Here is a 17,143-nt window from a genome sequence, read left to right on the forward strand (position 1 = left end):
GCGTATATTGAATTATATACGCTGAATCACCTGAGCAATCGCCTGTTCGGTTGTGCGAATATTATCTTCCGATAAGGTTGGATGCACCAGGAACATCAGGCTGCTTTCACCCAGCTGCTGGGCATTGGCTAGACGCTGGGCGGGTCGCCATGGCGTACCATCAAATGCATGTTCTAAATACACTTCTGAACAGGAACCGCTAAAGCAAGGCACGCCCAGTGCATTGATTTCGGCCATAATACGGTCACGTGACCAGCCTTCTGGCAACTGTGCCGTATTGACCTGTACATAGCACTTATAGTTGGCATGGACATAATCACTGTTCGGATAATGCACGCTAAAATACGGACTGTCCTGAAATACCTTTAAAATACGTTGGGCATATTCGGTGCGTTTTTGTGTCCATTCTGGCATACGCTGTAACTGTAGTCGACCAATCACGGCTTGCATTTCCATCATGCGCCAGTTGGTGCCAAAAGAGTCGTGTAACCAGCGAAACCCTGGTGGGTGCTGTTTGTTATAAATGCTGTCGTAATTTTTACCATGGTCTTTATACGACCACATTTTTTTCCAGAGCTGTTCATCATTGGTGGTGACCATGCCGCCTTCGCCACCGGTAGTCATAATCTTATCCTGACAAAATGACCAGGCACCAATATGGCCAATTGATCCGGCAGGCTTGCCTTTGTACATAGCACCATGTGCCTGCGCACAATCTTCAATGACATACAAGCCTTTGTCCTGCGCCAGTTGCATAATCGAGTCCATATCACACATCCAGCCCGCCAAATGCACGCAAATAATCGCTTTGGTATTTGGGGTCAGTACTGCTTCTATGGTACGGGCAGAAATATTTTGCGAGTCGAGTTCTACATCGGCAAAAACCGGATTGGCCCCGGCAGTCACAATCGAGCTGGCAGATGCCAAAAAGGTCCGTGAGGTGACAATCACGTCATCACCTGCACCAATATTCAGAGCTTTTAAAGCCACATCCAGTGCAACTGTACCATTGGCCAGTGCCACGGCATATTGAGTCCCTGCAAAGCGGGCAAACTCTTTTTCAAATTCGCGACATTCCTGCCCGGTCCAGTAGTTAACTTTGTTCGAGAGCAATACTTGAGATACGGCATCTGCTTCCTGTTGAGTAAAGCTTGGCCATGGTTCAAAGGCAGTATTTAGCATGGTTTATCCTGGAATAATCTGATTCTTTAAATATTAAAAAACTACTTCTTTTCAAGTATACGCGCTGGGTTACCAATGACGGTTACACCGGGTGGTACGCTTTTTGTGACAACAGCTCCCATACCCACCACAGCTCCTTTACCAATAACTAGCGGTTGGCCTGGGGTACCCTGTTTAATGACAGCACCACTTCCAATATAGGCATGATCTTCAATATGAATATTGCCATTACACTTTACACCTGGGGCAAAAGTGACATAGTCACCAATCACACAGTCATGCTCGACATAACTATATAAGTTGGCATGAAAGCATTTACCAATTTTGATGTTTGAGGTAATACTGACAAATGGGCTCAGCGCTGCACCGGCAGCCAGCTCAATATTATCCATTAACACCACATTATCTGCCTGAACCGTCCATAACGCGATTGCATCCTGTTCAAGTCTTAGGGCAATTTTTTCACGAACCTGACTATTGGCAATGGCAATGAGCACATATTTTTTTGCGGCTGTTATCTTTTTGAATGCCTCATAGTTCATGGCGCGGTGTGAATTAATCATGCCCTCTGCACTTAAGCCATCATCAATAAAGACAATTTCAGCCTCTATACCAGCGCGTTTTAATTGTGCTCTGGCAACCGGCATTAAACTACGACCACAGCCCGATGCGCCATAAACAGCATAGAGATCAGTCATGATGATCATCTACTTTGCTACCCGTAAATTTGGTCATTGTGGCTTCACCTGCTTCATTAATGTCATCTTTGGCGAGCACTTTTTTCACCGTTTTTAGCATAATTTTAAAATCTAACCAGACCGATTGATTTTCGACATACCAGGTATCAAGTTTAAATTTTTCTTCCCAGCTTATAGCATTACGTCCATTCACTTGAGCATGACCAGTCATACCCGGACGGACCAGATGACGCTTGGCTTGTTCTTCGTTATAAAGGGGTAAATACTCCATAAGCAATGGACGCGGCCCGACAATACTCATATCGCCCTTAATGACATTCCAGAGTTCTGGCATTTCATCCAGACTGGTAGAGCGCAGCATCTGACCAAAAGCCGTTAGACGTTCATTGTCCGGTAATGGATTGCCTTGTTCATCCACCGCATTTTTCATGGTTCGGAACTTGATCATCTCAAAAGGCTTGCCATGTAACCCAGGGCGCACCTGGCGAAATAATACTGGCGAACCAAGATTCTTTTTCACTTTATAAGCGACAAAGGCATAAAGTGGTGAAAGCAGGATTAGGGCAATGGAGGCGATGATAATATCGAGAAGGCGTTTAATCATTTTTGCAATTTACTCTCTGTAATTTTTTGATAGAAGTCCAAATAGTTTTTCCAAACTTTGTTTTGATCAAAATTATTAACAGCCCATTCTCGAGAGTTAGAAAACTGGTCATTAAATTCTTGAGGATTTTGTACTGCATATTGTATTGCTTTAGCTATACTTTCAACATCCTGAAAAGCAAATCTCAATCCGCTTATATTTTCCTGCACACTATCTTTTACTCCAATGACATCATAAGCAAATGTTGGAACATTACAGCTTGCAGCTTCTAAAGCTACATTTCCAAATCCTTCTCTATGACTTAAAAAAAGGTGTAAATCAGCATTTTGAAAATAACTTACTGGTTCCGTAGTATGAGGAATATATTTTACAAAATCATAATTTTTAAGAATATAGTCCAACTCAAACTGAGATATTTCATCTTCAACCTTTCCCACTAAAATAAGCTCTAATGGTAAATCCTTAATTAATTCTATTAATTTAGTTAAATCAAAAATTCCTTTGTCATGACAAATACGCCCCATCATAATAATATTAAACTTCTGGTTTACGCGATTTTCTATAGGATAAAACTTATATATATCAACTCCATTAGATGATCCTTGATTTAAAATAATAGCCTTAGAATCAGAAATTATTTTTTCATCCAAATAAGCTTGCTTTAATGATTTTGAAATAAATAATACATAGTTAGAAAGAGTGAGGGATATTTTGTCTAGAAAACTGAAAAATTTTCGTTTTTTTCCAGTATAATTTTCATATACCCGTCCTCTTACTAGAGCAGTACGATTAGACTGAAAACTAAAAAAACTAGCTATACTACCTAAAAGCAAAGCTTTCGGTGTTGAATAAACAATAAGATCAAAACGGTTAAATATAAAATAAGTCCATAGCTGGATCAAGCACTTGATATCTTTGAATAAGTTTGGTTGTCGGACTAAAGGCATTCTGACAACATTTCCCACATGCCGCTCTTTTAAGATTTTAATTTGCGCATCATCACCACCACAGATTAATGTTGTATCAAACGCTTTAGAATCCTGAAAATATTCAAGTTGTCCACGGCAAAGCGTATTAAAAGAAATAGCATCCGTAATAATCATACATAGTTTAATAGGTTTTCTAATCTGATTCATTGATAGTCTCAGCAGCCTTTTCCCAAAATTCGGAACGTATTTTATTCAATTGCTTAGCATCGTAATCTAAAGATCTACTATAATTACGTTGTCCCATTTGATATCTTAATTCTTGGGATTTCACTGCTTCAGAAATTCTCTTTGCCAAAGTAACAGGGCTATCCTTATCTACTAAGTCATCTTCATGTAATAATTCAGGTATGCCGCCAACATTTGTTGCTATACATGGTAACCCTGTACTCATTGCTTCTATTAATGCTCTAGGCAACCCCTCAGTACGACTTGGTTGAATATATAAATCCAACCCCTTTAACCAATTTAAAACAGCTTCTCCACCAGAAAGAGACCCATCAAAATAAATTTGGCCGGCTATTTCAAGTTCGTTTGCCATTTCTAAATAGTGATCTTTAAGTTTTCCCGATCCCAATATATGCAGCTGGACCATACAATCCTGTTCTTTAAGTAAGTGTATAGCTTTTAATGCATTATCTATACCCTTATACTCATTATTAAAAGATCCAATTAAACCTATTTTAATATTTTTTTCATCTTTTAAAGTATATTCATTTAAATCTAGATCTAATGGCTTAATATTAACCTCAACATTAGATGCACAGGCTTGAATTTTTTTTGTAGGATATCTTTGTTGTAAATCATACTTGGTCACATAAATCACACCATCTGCTTTTTTTACAAAAAATTTATTGAAAGCTGAGAATATGTAAATGAAACATTTAAATAAAAAACCCACCTTTTTTTTAGAAGTAATGAGAGCTTCTTGAGGATCTCCAACTAATTCAATAAAATATTTTTTTTTGAAAAAAATATTTAAAATTAAAATAAAGATACCTAAAAAACTAGGCAAGCGTATAATTAATGCGTCTGCTTTTTTTATTTCTCGCACAATCAGTCTTGTGTTAGTAAAAAAGTATTTAGTAAAAACAGAAGAAAATCCTACACCTCTCACGGGTTTAAAAGAGATATTCTCATTAGATATCTTATTTAAGTTGCTTCCCTGATTATTCTCAATAACTCTTGAGATTACAGTTATATCAGCGTTAAAAGCATCATAACGTGAAAAAACTTCAGTCGTAAACTTACCTTCTGAATAATACTTCTCATTCAAACAGAGAAATTTATGATCATGTATATATAGAATATATGAATTATTCATTAAAAATTAAACCAATTGTTAAAATAAACTATATCTCCCACAAGTCTCTCATATTTTTGATATGAAAAGAATTATTAAATGGAGAGTTATATAAGGAATCTATTATGACGCTTCTATTCGCAATATTAGAACAAGTCTCATATATAACAGTAGCCCATTGCTTCTCCTCATAGTGTTCTAAAATTTTAACATAGGGTATTTTTTCAGAAATTTCTCTACAACCATCTAAATTAGAAACTACACATTCCACTCCTACACTTAATGCCTCTAAAACTACTCCAGGCAATCCTTCACGTATAGAAGGTAGCAGTAGCAAGTGATAATTAGAAATAGTTTTCAATGGATCCTTGGTTTCTCCACAAAACGAAACATACTCCTCTAAATGATAAGAATTAACCTTGCTTTTTAATTCTTGTAAAATTTCAGGATCTTCTCGACCATAAAAATCTAGTTTCCAATCTATATTTGGATAACTTTTTTTTAACTCATTAATAACTTCTATTAAAAATGGCTGATTCTTGGCCATATTTTGTCTGCCGATACAAATCAACGAATATTTTTTATAATTTAAATTTATATCTTTTTTTACTTCAACTCCATTATAAATTGTCTTCCACTTTTTTAAATTAGTGTTAGATAACTTCCTAGCGCCATCGCACACTCCAATGACTTTATCAGAAAAAATATTCATCATAATAGCAAAACTCTTTTGTTTTAGAGAATAAATAACCCCTGATCCATAATGCTCTGCTGTTCTAATATGAGAATAAATATTCTTGATATTAGCCAATTTCCCAATAAAAGCATAAATACCAGCAGCCAAGCTTGAATTTAAATGCAATATATCAGGCTTAATTTCACATAAGGTCTTATAAAATACTTTAAGACCTTTTATACCTTTCTTTCCATAAATTATTTTTAAATTTTTATTCTTTAGAAACTCATCTGTCAGAATACCTCTCTCACCAGAATTAATATATATAAAAAATTTAGCATCTAATTTTAAAGAATTTAAGTCATTAATTAATTTTAAAAGGCGCATTTCTGCTCCACCCATATCTAGCTTACCAATAGTAATCATGATTTTTTTCATTAAAAACCTTTTAAAATAAAATTAGTTGTCAAATATTACTTGAGTTTTCTACTCAAGAGCCAATGCATAAATAAGATATATATGATATCTTTAAAAGCATATAATATTGTACCTCTATTCATTGCTAAGGCTGTAATTAACATAATAGAATATACTAATATATAATTAAAGCTTCCTTTTAATACTCCATTCTTTGCCTTACTTGTGAAAGCTCCAAATAAAAACATAATAAGGAATACTCCAAATAAACTAAAGTTAATATAAATATCAGATAAGATTTCTGAACCTTCACCATATGTAATATTAGTCCCTTGTCCAATACATGTGAAAAAACTAGCTGAGCCTGTATAACAAGTTGGTATATTAAGATTTTTTATAACAAATCCACTTGCAAAAGGTACTGCTCCTGAGATTGTACCAATATAGGTTAAACCATATAAATAAGGATGGTTCTGCGGAACAGTATCTATAGCTCTATATTGAATCCTAACAGAAGTAGCAAGCTCTTCAGTAAAATTACCGGTCTTATCTGATTCTTTTAAGTTTTCATAGCCTCTTGTAATTAAATTTTTATTACTTAAATCAGCAGCCTCTCTACCTCTACCTAAACCCATTAGTGTAAAAACAAATGAACCTAAGATAATTGCTACTATGACAAATTTGAATGATATTTTTTTTATATACAATGAATACGCAAAACCTATAAGTAGAAAAATTCTTAAAATTTCACCACGAGATCCTGATAGGAAGAAGAGCAATATATAAGTAAATAAGATAAATATAAAAAGTTTATTTGATAAAAATTTTTTTAAAATTTTCTTAAGGCTTAGTTCCTTTTGTAATTCCTTAAAAAAATATAATATTTTAAGATATAATAATATCTCTAAAATCAATAAAAAATAAGTAGCAGCCGTACCCCAGCTATCAACATTATAAGCTCCTCTCAAAAAGTTATTACCTACTGTTAAAATAAAACCAGAAAAAGAAACCACTAATAATAGATCTAAAAGATTATAATTGACTATAAAATTTTGCGGTTCATGATACCTAGCGTTTTTATTAACAATACAAGAATAGCCTAACATCCATAAGCTTATAGCTACTGTACTCATCCAAGTAGCATAATTCACAACATCTTTATTTATCCAGACAAAATTAGGACGTGAAGGTTCTATCCCGATTGAAGCTAAAAATGGAATCTGAAAGTGAACGATGGTATAACCGATTAAAAAAACAACATCAAATCTTAACCAATTACGGTCGGTTAGTCTTTGCTGAAAAAGAAATAAAAAAAATAAAAATATATAAATCAGACTAAGAAATAAGTTATAACTTTCGTTAAAAGTACTATATTTATCCGGAACTAAAATAAATACTAAAATAGCTGAAAACAAATAAATAACATTAAACATACTTACCCACTACTAACCTCACTATATTTTTTAAAATATTAATATTTTAGGTTTTACTTTGAATAATATTTTGTATCATCCAATCCTGAGGACTTACTTGTTCATTATGCCATTTTAGATCGCTATCCCAATAACCTAAACAATTATCATATGCATTCATAGAAAACCCATAACTAATTTCTATTATTAATGGCTTATTCTGTGAATCCAATACAAAATCAAAAGCAACACACTGAGAATCAATCTTATTATTAACTTCAAATGCAATTTTTATACAATCTATATTTATTTCCTGAGGTTCAAATGAAATATCCCCACTACCTGATGCTCTAAAATCATTCTCTCTTACCATTCTCTTAATAGCAAAAGCCTTTTCTCCTATAACAATTACTCGGATATCGCTATTATTATTGGGAATAAAATCTTGAAAATATACGTAACCTCTCTCTACAGGCTGTCTTCTAGAAAAATCAGTTGGTACAAAAACTCTTATAAATGCTTTTAAAACATTTTTAAAATTCTCTTTACCTACTTTTAACTTTCTAATCTTTTCTTTTAAAGCTTCAATACCATCATATTGTTTAAAGCCTTTACTAAATGACTTATGAATAAGAGCACTTGCTTGATTAAAGTTTTTTACTAATTTTACATTGGAGGCACCCGCTCCACCTTTAAGCTTAAAAACTTTAGGATAAGAGGTATTTTTTGCCCAAGCTAAAGCTTGTTTTTTATCATAAAATACATAACTTGGAACTAATGGTGCCTTTATTGCTTCTAGCAAATATTTTTGCGCAACTTTATCATCAAAGTGCCATCCAGTTCTGAAGTCTGGAAAAACTTTAATTCCAGCATGTTCTAGAGCAAACAATATTCTCTTAGCTGTTAAGACATCTTTATATTGCGCATGATGATGATGCCACATAAAAATATCAAAATCTTTGAGTTGCTCAATGATATTACTATCAAAAGCATCTACTACTTTATATTCAATTTTTTCTTTTTCACAATATTTTATCCAGCGAACAGAAAAGCTATTAGGGTTATGATGGATAGCTATCTTCATAATTCACTTAAAACCTTATTTATAACTTGATCAGTATATTTTCCAAAAAAACCTTTTCCTGCATATTGAGAGAATCTAATAGTCTGCCCATCTAAATTAACTTCAATACATCGCCAATTATTATTATTATCTAAACACATATCTAAACTGACTAAATTACACAATGGAATTTCATTAGCAATATTCTCTGAAGTTTCTAGCAACTCCTTAAAAAACGGAATTTTTAAACCTGAAAATAAGACTTTACTATTAGGATGTTTTATAAATTTATCACAATATTTATTAACAGCATAATCATTAAATAAGCCATTTTCATCCAAGTTACAAACTATCCCTCCTCCAGTTTCATTATCGAGTCCTCCATCAATACCAAAACGAATACTATTATTAATAACTTTAAATTTTCCAGTCAAATCTCTATATAAACATGTTCTTATAGTATTCATTCCAGGATTTATTTCTTCAAGAAATTCATTCTGTAAAATTCTTTCTTGATAAACTAAATTTTCATATGTATTTAGACATTTTTTTATCTCATCTTTATTTTTTAATAACTTAACACCAACTCCACCCGCAGTACCAATACTAGGCTTACATACAATAGGAAAATTAAATTCTTTTTCCTCAATAAAAGAGTTAATGTTATCAATTACTCTCAATTTCTCATCATAATAAATATTATCTATCTTATGAAAATAGCTTTTTGGAAAAAGATTATTATTAAACCACTTTTCATATACATTTTTTGTAGATAAAAAAGATAACTGACCTTTTGCATACTTATTTAAAGATGGTTGTATAATTGATGCAAAAATATTTTCAGGAATAATATTTATATCTGAAAAACCTGAAAGATTGTGACATAGATTTAAAGTTCTACATTCAACTTTCTCTCCAAAAACTCCCCATTTACTCTTATAATCTCCTATCATCCTCTCATCCAAGTTATTATAGAATAGCGCTTTATCTACGCTTTTATAACGCTTTTCAAAGGATTTTGAGATAAGATAAAACCTTCTCTTATTTACAAAAAAAAAGAAAGATTTTCTAAGAATATTACTATTAATCAAGTTAAACATAATTCCTCTCTTTACTTAAATTTTCCTTTTTAACCTTTTTAGCCAAAAACATAATACTAAAACCTAATAATGCTTGAATAGAAACTAATACGACTGTAGCACCCAAATAGCTATAATTATATACTAAAGGTATAGATATTATAAAGCCAATTAAAGAGCAAACAACGGTAATGTTTCTTAACTTTTTTTCATAACCCATAACAATTAAATAGTTTGTGCCGTAAACACCACTCAAACTAATTAAAAAAACTGATATTGATGATATCTGAAGAACTAATATAGCTTCATAAAACTCAGGTGTAAAAAAAGCTTTAATAATAAAAGGAGCTATTAAGAATAAAATAACTGAAGCTCCAGCAGAAATCGTTAAATGAATTTTTTCAAAAAAATTATGTTTACCAATATTTCTTGATAAATAAGGAAAAAATACCCTTATCAATACAACCATAAAAGAGTGTGTGATACTTACAAACTTTCTTCCTGCATCATAAATACCACTAGCCACACTTCCTCCCCACATGCCTAAAAGTACTATCGACAAACTATTATATATATTAGGAAGAAAATTATTTATAAATACATCTTTACTATTTTTTATAGTATTTATTATTTCTAGGTAGTTAGGTGGTAATATCTTAATCTTAAATTTGAATACAATTAGGTAAAATGAAGCTAATCCTACCAATATTGATCCTAGACTTAAAAATAATGGTTGTAAAATAAAGTCAGTTTTTTCTTTAACAAAAACAAAAATAAATAATGTAAAAATTGCTTTAGAAATTAAATCAAAAATTGTAATAAACTTCATTCTTTCAATTGCTTGGAAGAACCAATCTGCAAATAAAATTTTGGCTGGTACCAGCATAAAAGTGATGAATAATAAAATCTGATTTTCCTTTAAATAAGGAATAAGCTCAGTGATGATAAAAAGTATGATAAAAGATGCTAAAGCAAGTAAGCTTTTAGCCCACAATACATTAGAAAATATTTCTGAAACTTTCTCTAAACTATCTCTATTTCGTGCCACATCACGGGTTGCTGTATAACTAAATCCCCAATCAGTAATAGTCTGAAACCAGACTATTACTGCTGCCGCAAAAGCAATTTTGCCAAAACCTTCTACCCCTATCACTCGTGCCAAATAAGGAATAGTGAGTAATGGAAAAATATAGCCCGTAATTTGCATTATCATTAGATAACCAAAGTTACCAGCTAAAGCTTTACCATCCTTATTAGCACTTAAACGATTTTTAAGCACCTTAATTCTATTTAGCATATTTACTTACTGAAGTTTATATACCAAGGCATTGCTTGATCAATTCCTTGTGCAATTACAAATTGTGGCTGATAACCTAATAAGCTTTTAATTTTTTCAACACTCGCTTGCGAATGCCGAACATCCCCAGCACGAAAATCACGATATATCGGCTCTTTCGTATAAATCACACCATTTTTATTTAATGCTTCTTTAATTGCATTAAATAAATCATTAAGTGTAGTACGATCCCCCACTGCCACATTATAAACTTGATTTTTTGCCTCATCTGATGAAGTTGCCGCCAAAATATTGGCCTGCACCGTATTTTCAATAAAACAGAAATCACGACTGGTTTCGCCATCACCATTAATAAAGACATCATCACCTGCAATCATGGCTGCAGTCCATTTTGGAATGACTGCTGCATAAGCACCATTCGGGTCCTGACGCTTGCCAAAGACATTAAAGTAACGTAAACCAATCGCTTTAAAACCATAAGTCCGGGCAAAGACTTCAGCATATAGCTCATTAACATATTTGGTGACTGCATATGGTGAGAGTGGCTTACCGATATTTTCTTCAACTTTAGGCAGTGCCGGATGGTCGCCATAAGTTGAACTGCTGGCAGCATAGGTAAAACTTTTGACTTCTGCATCTCGTGCAGCCGTCAGCATATTTAAAAAGCCGGTAATATTGGCTGCATTGGTGGTAATCGGGTCGGCAATCGAACGGGGTACAGAACCTAAAGCTGCCTGATGCAAGACATAGTCCACTCCTGCACATGCTTTCTGGCAATCTTCCAGGTTACGAATATCCCCATTATAGAACTTAAAGTTTGCCCATTGCTCGGCAGTGACTAAACTTTGAACTTCATCTAAATTATACTGGTGACCTGTAGCAAAGTTATCTAGCCCCACCACAGTCTGATCTAACTTTAACAAGGTTTCTAAAAGGTTAGAGCCAATAAAACCTGCTACACCTGTTACTAACCAGGTTTTAGGATTTTGTTTTAATTGCTCACATACAGTCTGATATTGGCTCATTCTTATACAAGTCCCTAAATATTATAAACGGATGTCAGATTCAGATTGCTCTAATACATATTTTAAGTCATATAAAATATGTACTGGTTTAGCTAAAGCTCGAATATCTGTAGCTCCCATTGCTTTAAACTGCTCATGTGCAACTGCTAAAATGACGGCATCATACTGGCCTTGTTCTAGGCTTGCAATTGGGGTAATACCGTATTCATGTTGTGCTTCTTGTGTATCGACCCAAGGGTCATAAACATCTGCCTGAATATTATATTCTTGTAGCTCATTCACAATATCAATAATCTTGGTATTGCGAATATCTGGGCAATTTTCTTTAAAACTCAAGCCCAACACTAAAACTTTAGCGCCTTCCACCTGAATCTTTTTCTTGATCATTGCTTTTACCAGCTGGGTGACTACATAGGCTCCCATACCATCATTGAGACGGCGACCCGCCAAGATAATTTCAGGATGGTAACCAATCGACTGCGCTTTATGGGTTAAATAATACGGGTCTACCCCAATACAGTGGCCACCAACCAAACCTGGGCGGAATGGTAAAAAGTTCCATTTTGTTCCAGCTGCTTTTAAAACCGCTTCGGTATCAATACCCATTTTATTAAAGATCACAGCCAGCTCATTAATGAGTGCGATGTTGACATCACGTTGGGTATTTTCAATGACTTTTGCTGCTTCAGCGACTTTAATACTGGTTGCTTTATGGGTGCCGGCTTCAATAATCAGGTTATAGACCTGATCAACAAAGTCTGCAACTTCTGGAGTAGATCCTGAGGTAATTTTTAAAATATTGGTAACACGGTGCAACTTGTCCCCCGGATTAATTCGTTCCGGGCTATAACCGGCAAAGAAGTCCTGATTAAATTTTAAACCCGAAACCTTTTCTAATACCGGAATACAGTCTTCTTCAGTTGCGCCTGGGTATACAGTAGACTCATACACCACTACATCGCCTTTTTTTAACACCTGCCCAATACTGGTCGAAGCCTTAATAAGCGGGGTTAAATCGGGTTGTTTATAGTCATCAATTGGCGTAGGAACCGTCACAATAAAAAAGTTGCAACTTTTTAAATCATCTAAATTGGCTGAATAAGAGAGCTGAGTCGCCTGTCGAAGTTCTTCTGGTGATACTTCTAGAGTGTGGTCTTGGCCATTTTGTAATTCTTCAATCCGTTTTTGATGAATATCGAAACCAATTACTGGAACCTTTTTTCCAAATTCCACGGCAAGTGGCAAACCAACATAGCCTAAACCAATTACGGCAATTTTCAGGTCAGAGAGCTTTAGCATTTTAACGCCTTATTTATATACTATACTTATGAAGAGCAAATCTTTCGGCGGGAATATTAGCAGAAAATCATGAATGTTCTGTTATGATTTTTAGCCAAAAAATCTAAAATGCTTCCTTTTGTGTCTGTTTTTTGCAAATCATCTTTCTATAATTTTGCAGTCCCTCACAATTTAGATACTTTTTGCCTCATTTTTAGGGCTGTGCTTGCGTATACTTTCGCAATCTACTTACAATTTGTTATATACCCTTAAAATAACTTCGGTAAACTATTTTTTATTTTTTATGATTTTAGAAAAATCGAGAACGGGAATACGTGTGAGACAATTTAAATCTATAATTCTACTGTCTTTTTTGGTGACAGCAAGCGGGTGTGCGGTCACCTCCGGTTTACAGACCTATGACTTACCGGCAGAAGGTGTCTATCAAACAGACTTAGGGACTTCGGTGAATGTGGTCCGGCTCACTCAAGATACTGTACTCGGTTTGCAACCGGCAGTACAAAATATTCAGCAAGATTATGCTCACCTGTTTACCCAGTCACATCGCAACTATAGCCTTAGTCCAGGCGACATTCTGTCGATCTATTTATGGGCCTACCCAGAAATTACCCCACCTACTAATACTATTAGTAATGAACAGGCCATTCAGGCCAATGGTTATCAAATTGACCAAAGTGGCTATATTCAATTCCCGATTATTGGTCGCTATAAAGCTGCCGGTAAATCTTTAAGTCAGGTAAACCGTGAGCTGCGTAGTCAGTTATCGCGTTATTTAAAAACGCCTGATGTAGTAGCACGGGTTCTGTCTTATCAGGGGCAACGTTACTCGGTACAGGGCAATGTAATGAACGGTGGCCAGTTCTATTTAAGTGACCAGCCGACCAGTGTCTATACCGCTTTAGGTCTGGCGGGTGGGGTTAATGCCCAGCAAGGCAATAATGCCTCCATTACCTTGGTACGTCAGGGGCAGACCTATCATTTAAACAGTATTGAGCTGGAACAAGCCGGTTTCTCTTTACATAATCTGCTCATTCAACCGAATGACACGCTGTATGTGAACAGCCGAGAAAACCAGAAAATTTATGTGATGGGTGAGTCGGGTAAAAACCAGTCCTTACCCATGCGTGATCAGGGCATGAGCCTGAGTGATGTGCTCGGTGAAAGTCTGGGATTAAATCCATTGTCGGCCAGCCGCAGCAAAGTTTATGTGGTACGTAGTCAACCAAGTGGTGCGCAAACCGAAGTCTATCATCTGGACTTAAGCAGTATTGCCGACTTTGGTTTGGCCAATCAGTTTAAAATGCGCAGTAATGATATTGTTTATGTCGATGCATCTGGCCTTGCGCGCTGGCAACGTGTGGTGAATCAGATTATTCCATTCTCAAATGCTTTATATAATTTAGACCGTTTGGGGAACTAATGAAAATTAACAATATTCTGGTGGTCTGTATTGGCAATATTTGCCGTAGCCCAATGGCGGAATACTTTTTAAAACAGGAATTTCCGCATTTACAAATTGAGTCTGCCGGTATTTCCGGGCTGGTCGGTCATGCAGCCGATGACAAAGCCAGCCTGTGCATGCAGCGTTTAGGGATTGATATGAGCTCGCATGTGGCCCGAAAGCTGAATGCCGAGCTGGTCAAGAAAGCCGACCTGATTTTAGTGATGAGTCAGAACCAGCAAAAACATGTGGAACAGACCTGGCCCTTTGCCAAAGGTAAAACCTTTAGACTCGGCCACTGGCAAAGTAAAAATGTGGCCGATCCTTACCAGCATGATCAGGCAGTATTTGATGAAACCTGCCAGCTGATTCAGGCCTGCATTGCAGACTGGAAAAAATATATTTAACTTTCGAATAAAAGACTATGAGCCAAAATACCAATACAGAAGATACCATTGACCTGAAGGAATTGTTTTTCTCCTTAATTGCCCAGTGGAAACTGATTGCTCTCTGTGTCATTTTAAGTTTGGTCTGTGCCTTACTTTATTTAAGAACCACACCAGACACCTATCAGGTCGATGCACTGGTTCAGGTCGAAGAAAATAAAGGAGCATCTGCAGCCTTATTGGGCGATTTGTCCGAGATGATTGAGCAGAAATCACCGGCTCAGGCCGAAATTGAGATTCTGAAATCGCGTCTGGTACTCGGTACCGTTATTGATCGCCTGAATTTAAATATTCGCATTCATGGCACAGAAGACAGTTTCTGGAGCCGCTTACTGAATAAGCACGAGTATGACAGTGAATATTCGGGCAAATCGGTGCTGTTTAAAGACAACCAGAAAAGCTTTGATGTACGCAGCTTTGAGATTCCAGATTACTATCGTGATAAAAGTCTGCTGCTTAGTTTTGCCGAAGGTCAATACCGTTTAACTGATTCAGCCACAGAACAGGTGGTCTTTTCTGCCCCACTGAACCAGACCAGCCAGTTACAGTCTGAATATGGTCTATGGAAAGTCGGTATTTATAGTCAGGACAGCTTTGATAGCACTTACCTGATCCAAAAGCAAAGCCTGCCTGCCGCAGTTCGTAGCTTGCTCGCTGACTATTCGGTGGCCGAAAAAGGCAAAATGACCGGTGTGCTGGGCCTCAACTACCAGGGTACTGACAAGCAGCATATTACCCGGGTGCTCAATGCCATTTTAGCGGCCTATAGTCAACAGAATATTGAACGTCGCTCGGCTGAAACCGCACAAACCTTAAAATTCCTGGAAGATCAGCTGCCTGAACTCAAACAGCAACTCGATGTCGCTGAACGTGAATTTAACCGTTTCCGCCAGCAGTACAATACGGTCGATGTCACCAAAGAGTCAGAGCTGTATCTGACCCAAAGCGTGACCTTGGAAACCCAAAAAGCCGAACTGGAACAGAAAGTGGCTGAAGCCTCAGCCAAATATACGGCTGAACACCCAATCATGCAGCAAATGAATGCGCAATTATCAGCAATTAATAAAAAGATTAATGAGCTAGATGGCACCTTAAGACGCTTACCAGAATTGCAACGTCAGTACCTGCAACTGTTCCGCGAAGTGGAAGTCAAACAGCAGCTGTATACCGGCCTGCTTAATTCTTATCAGCAGTTACGTATTGCCAAAGCCGGTGAAATTGGCAATGTACGTATTGTCGATACCGCAGTAGAACCGATTGAACCAATTAAGCCAAAGAAATTACAGATCCTGATTCTGTCGATTTTCTTGGGTGGTTTCCTCGGCACACTGCTGGCCTTATTACGTAATATGCTACGTAGTGGCGTTAAGGATTCTACCCAAATTGAAAATGAACTGGACTTGCCGGTGTATGCCACTGTGCCGCGTTCGCCTGTACAGGAAAGCCGGATTAAACTGCTGAAGAAGAAAAAGAATATTCCTATTCTTGCGGTTAAAAATAGTGATGATATTGCCATTGAAAGCCTACGCAGTATGCGTACTGCCATTCATTTTGCCTTAAGCAGCGCCAAGAACAATATTATTATGGTTTCTGGTCCAGCACCGGAAGTCGGTAAATCCTTTATTTCAACCAACTTGGCCACCATTCTGGCGCAAAGCCAGAAACGGGTACTAATTATTGATGCTGACTTGCGCCGCGGTTATTTGCATAAATACTTTAATCAGCAAGCCCAACTTGGTCTGGCAGACTACTTAAATGGTCAAACCGAATTAAGCCAGGTCATTAAAGCTACGGAAGTATCCGGTCTAGATGTAATTGCCCGTGGCAAGAGTCCGGCCAACCCGTCTGAACTGCTCAGCACCACACAATTTGCGACGATGCTGAATCAGCTATCAGAACAATATGATCATATCTTGATTGATACTCCACCAATTCTGGCCGTCACAGACGGGATTATTATTTCCCAGCATGCCGGGGTGAATCTGGTGATTGCACGCTATGCCAAGACACAAATGAAAGAGCTTGAATTGACCATCAACCGTTTTGAACAGGCGGGTGTGCAAGTCAATGGTATTATCCTGAATGATATTCAGCGCTCCAGTGCAGGCTATGGTTATGGCTATAACTATTCCTATGCCTATAAAGCCAACAAGGATAATGACTAATTTTGCAGTGACCGATTGCTTTAAAAATCTCGCTACGGCGGGATTTTTAA

General features: G+C 36.2%; 15 protein-coding genes. 3 read left to right on the plus strand and 12 right to left on the minus strand.

Features of this window, described 5'->3' with window-relative positions; all coding sequences use genetic code 11:
* Window positions 1-12: 12 nt before the first annotated feature.
* The 12 genes from FTT68_RS10250 to tviB are packed head-to-tail and all read right to left on the minus strand — an operon-like array spanning window position 13 to window position 13,041.
* Entirely contained in the window at window positions 13-1,182 is a 1,170-nt protein-coding gene (locus FTT68_RS10250; RefSeq protein ID WP_180175325.1) for a DegT/DnrJ/EryC1/StrS aminotransferase family protein, read from the minus strand.
* A 41-nt stretch (window positions 1,183-1,223) separates the two neighbouring features.
* Window positions 1,224-1,880: a NeuD/PglB/VioB family sugar acetyltransferase gene (locus FTT68_RS10255; RefSeq protein ID WP_180175326.1), complete on the minus strand. Its 657-nt coding sequence runs from the start codon at window positions 1,878-1,880 to the stop codon at window positions 1,224-1,226.
* On the minus strand, window positions 1,873-2,484 hold the full coding sequence (locus tag FTT68_RS10260) for a sugar transferase (protein ID WP_180175327.1): 612 nt from the start codon (window positions 2,482-2,484) through the stop codon (window positions 1,873-1,875). Before FTT68_RS10260 ends, FTT68_RS10255 begins: the two co-directional genes overlap by 8 nt.
* Window positions 2,481-3,620, minus strand: a complete 1,140-nt coding sequence (locus FTT68_RS10265) for a glycosyltransferase (protein ID WP_180175328.1) — start codon at window positions 3,618-3,620, stop codon at window positions 2,481-2,483. Before FTT68_RS10265 ends, FTT68_RS10260 begins: the two co-directional genes overlap by 4 nt.
* Window positions 3,607-4,794: a glycosyltransferase family 4 protein gene (locus FTT68_RS10270; RefSeq protein ID WP_180175329.1), complete on the minus strand. Its 1,188-nt coding sequence runs from the start codon at window positions 4,792-4,794 to the stop codon at window positions 3,607-3,609. The genes FTT68_RS10265 and FTT68_RS10270 overlap by 14 nt, the downstream gene beginning before the upstream one ends.
* 28 nt (window positions 4,795-4,822) lie before the next feature.
* A complete protein-coding gene (locus FTT68_RS10275; protein WP_180175330.1) occupies window positions 4,823-5,875 on the minus strand; it encodes a glycosyltransferase in 1,053 nt (350 codons plus the stop codon).
* Between the two features lie 47 nt (window positions 5,876-5,922).
* The gene (locus FTT68_RS10280; RefSeq protein ID WP_180175331.1) at window positions 5,923-7,299 is read right to left on the minus strand and encodes an O-antigen polymerase; all 1,377 of its coding nucleotides are present in this window, start codon (window positions 7,297-7,299) and stop codon (window positions 5,923-5,925) included.
* Between the two features lie 46 nt (window positions 7,300-7,345).
* Window positions 7,346-8,362: a RimK family alpha-L-glutamate ligase gene (locus tag FTT68_RS10285; protein ID WP_180175332.1), complete on the minus strand. Its 1,017-nt coding sequence runs from the start codon at window positions 8,360-8,362 to the stop codon at window positions 7,346-7,348.
* On the minus strand, window positions 8,359-9,441 hold the full coding sequence (locus tag FTT68_RS10290; protein WP_180175333.1) for a sugar-transfer associated ATP-grasp domain-containing protein: 1,083 nt from the start codon (window positions 9,439-9,441) through the stop codon (window positions 8,359-8,361). Before FTT68_RS10290 ends, FTT68_RS10285 begins: the two co-directional genes overlap by 4 nt.
* Entirely contained in the window at window positions 9,434-10,699 is a 1,266-nt protein-coding gene (locus FTT68_RS10295) for an oligosaccharide flippase family protein (protein ID WP_253586860.1), read from the minus strand. The genes FTT68_RS10290 and FTT68_RS10295 overlap by 8 nt, the downstream gene beginning before the upstream one ends.
* Window positions 10,700-10,719: 20 nt before the next feature.
* The gene (locus FTT68_RS10300; RefSeq protein ID WP_180175335.1) at window positions 10,720-11,742 is read right to left on the minus strand and encodes an NAD-dependent epimerase/dehydratase family protein; all 1,023 of its coding nucleotides are present in this window, start codon (window positions 11,740-11,742) and stop codon (window positions 10,720-10,722) included.
* Window positions 11,743-11,763: 21 nt separating this feature from the next.
* Window positions 11,764-13,041, minus strand: coding sequence for a Vi polysaccharide biosynthesis UDP-N-acetylglucosamine C-6 dehydrogenase TviB (tviB, locus tag FTT68_RS10305; protein WP_180175336.1), 1,278 nt, complete (start codon window positions 13,039-13,041; stop codon window positions 11,764-11,766).
* Window positions 13,042-13,357: 316 nt separating this feature from the next.
* On the opposite strand from tviB, the gene FTT68_RS10310 reads away from it, so the two are divergent.
* From FTT68_RS10310 to FTT68_RS10320, 3 genes are read left to right on the plus strand one after another with little or no spacing between them, the layout of a single operon-like run.
* Window positions 13,358-14,461: a polysaccharide biosynthesis/export family protein gene (locus FTT68_RS10310; protein WP_180175337.1), complete on the plus strand. Its 1,104-nt coding sequence runs from the start codon at window positions 13,358-13,360 to the stop codon at window positions 14,459-14,461.
* Window positions 14,461-14,889: a low molecular weight protein-tyrosine-phosphatase gene (locus tag FTT68_RS10315; RefSeq protein ID WP_180048467.1), complete on the plus strand. Its 429-nt coding sequence runs from the start codon at window positions 14,461-14,463 to the stop codon at window positions 14,887-14,889. The genes FTT68_RS10310 and FTT68_RS10315 overlap by 1 nt, the downstream gene beginning before the upstream one ends.
* Window positions 14,890-14,906: 17 nt before the next feature.
* The gene (locus tag FTT68_RS10320; protein ID WP_180175338.1) at window positions 14,907-17,093 is read left to right on the plus strand and encodes a polysaccharide biosynthesis tyrosine autokinase; all 2,187 of its coding nucleotides are present in this window, start codon (window positions 14,907-14,909) and stop codon (window positions 17,091-17,093) included.
* Window positions 17,094-17,143 lie beyond the last annotated feature (50 nt).

It is taken from the genome of Acinetobacter sp. Q85-2 (genome assembly GCF_013420555.1).
GTDB lineage: Bacteria > Pseudomonadota > Gammaproteobacteria > Pseudomonadales > Moraxellaceae > Acinetobacter > Acinetobacter indicus.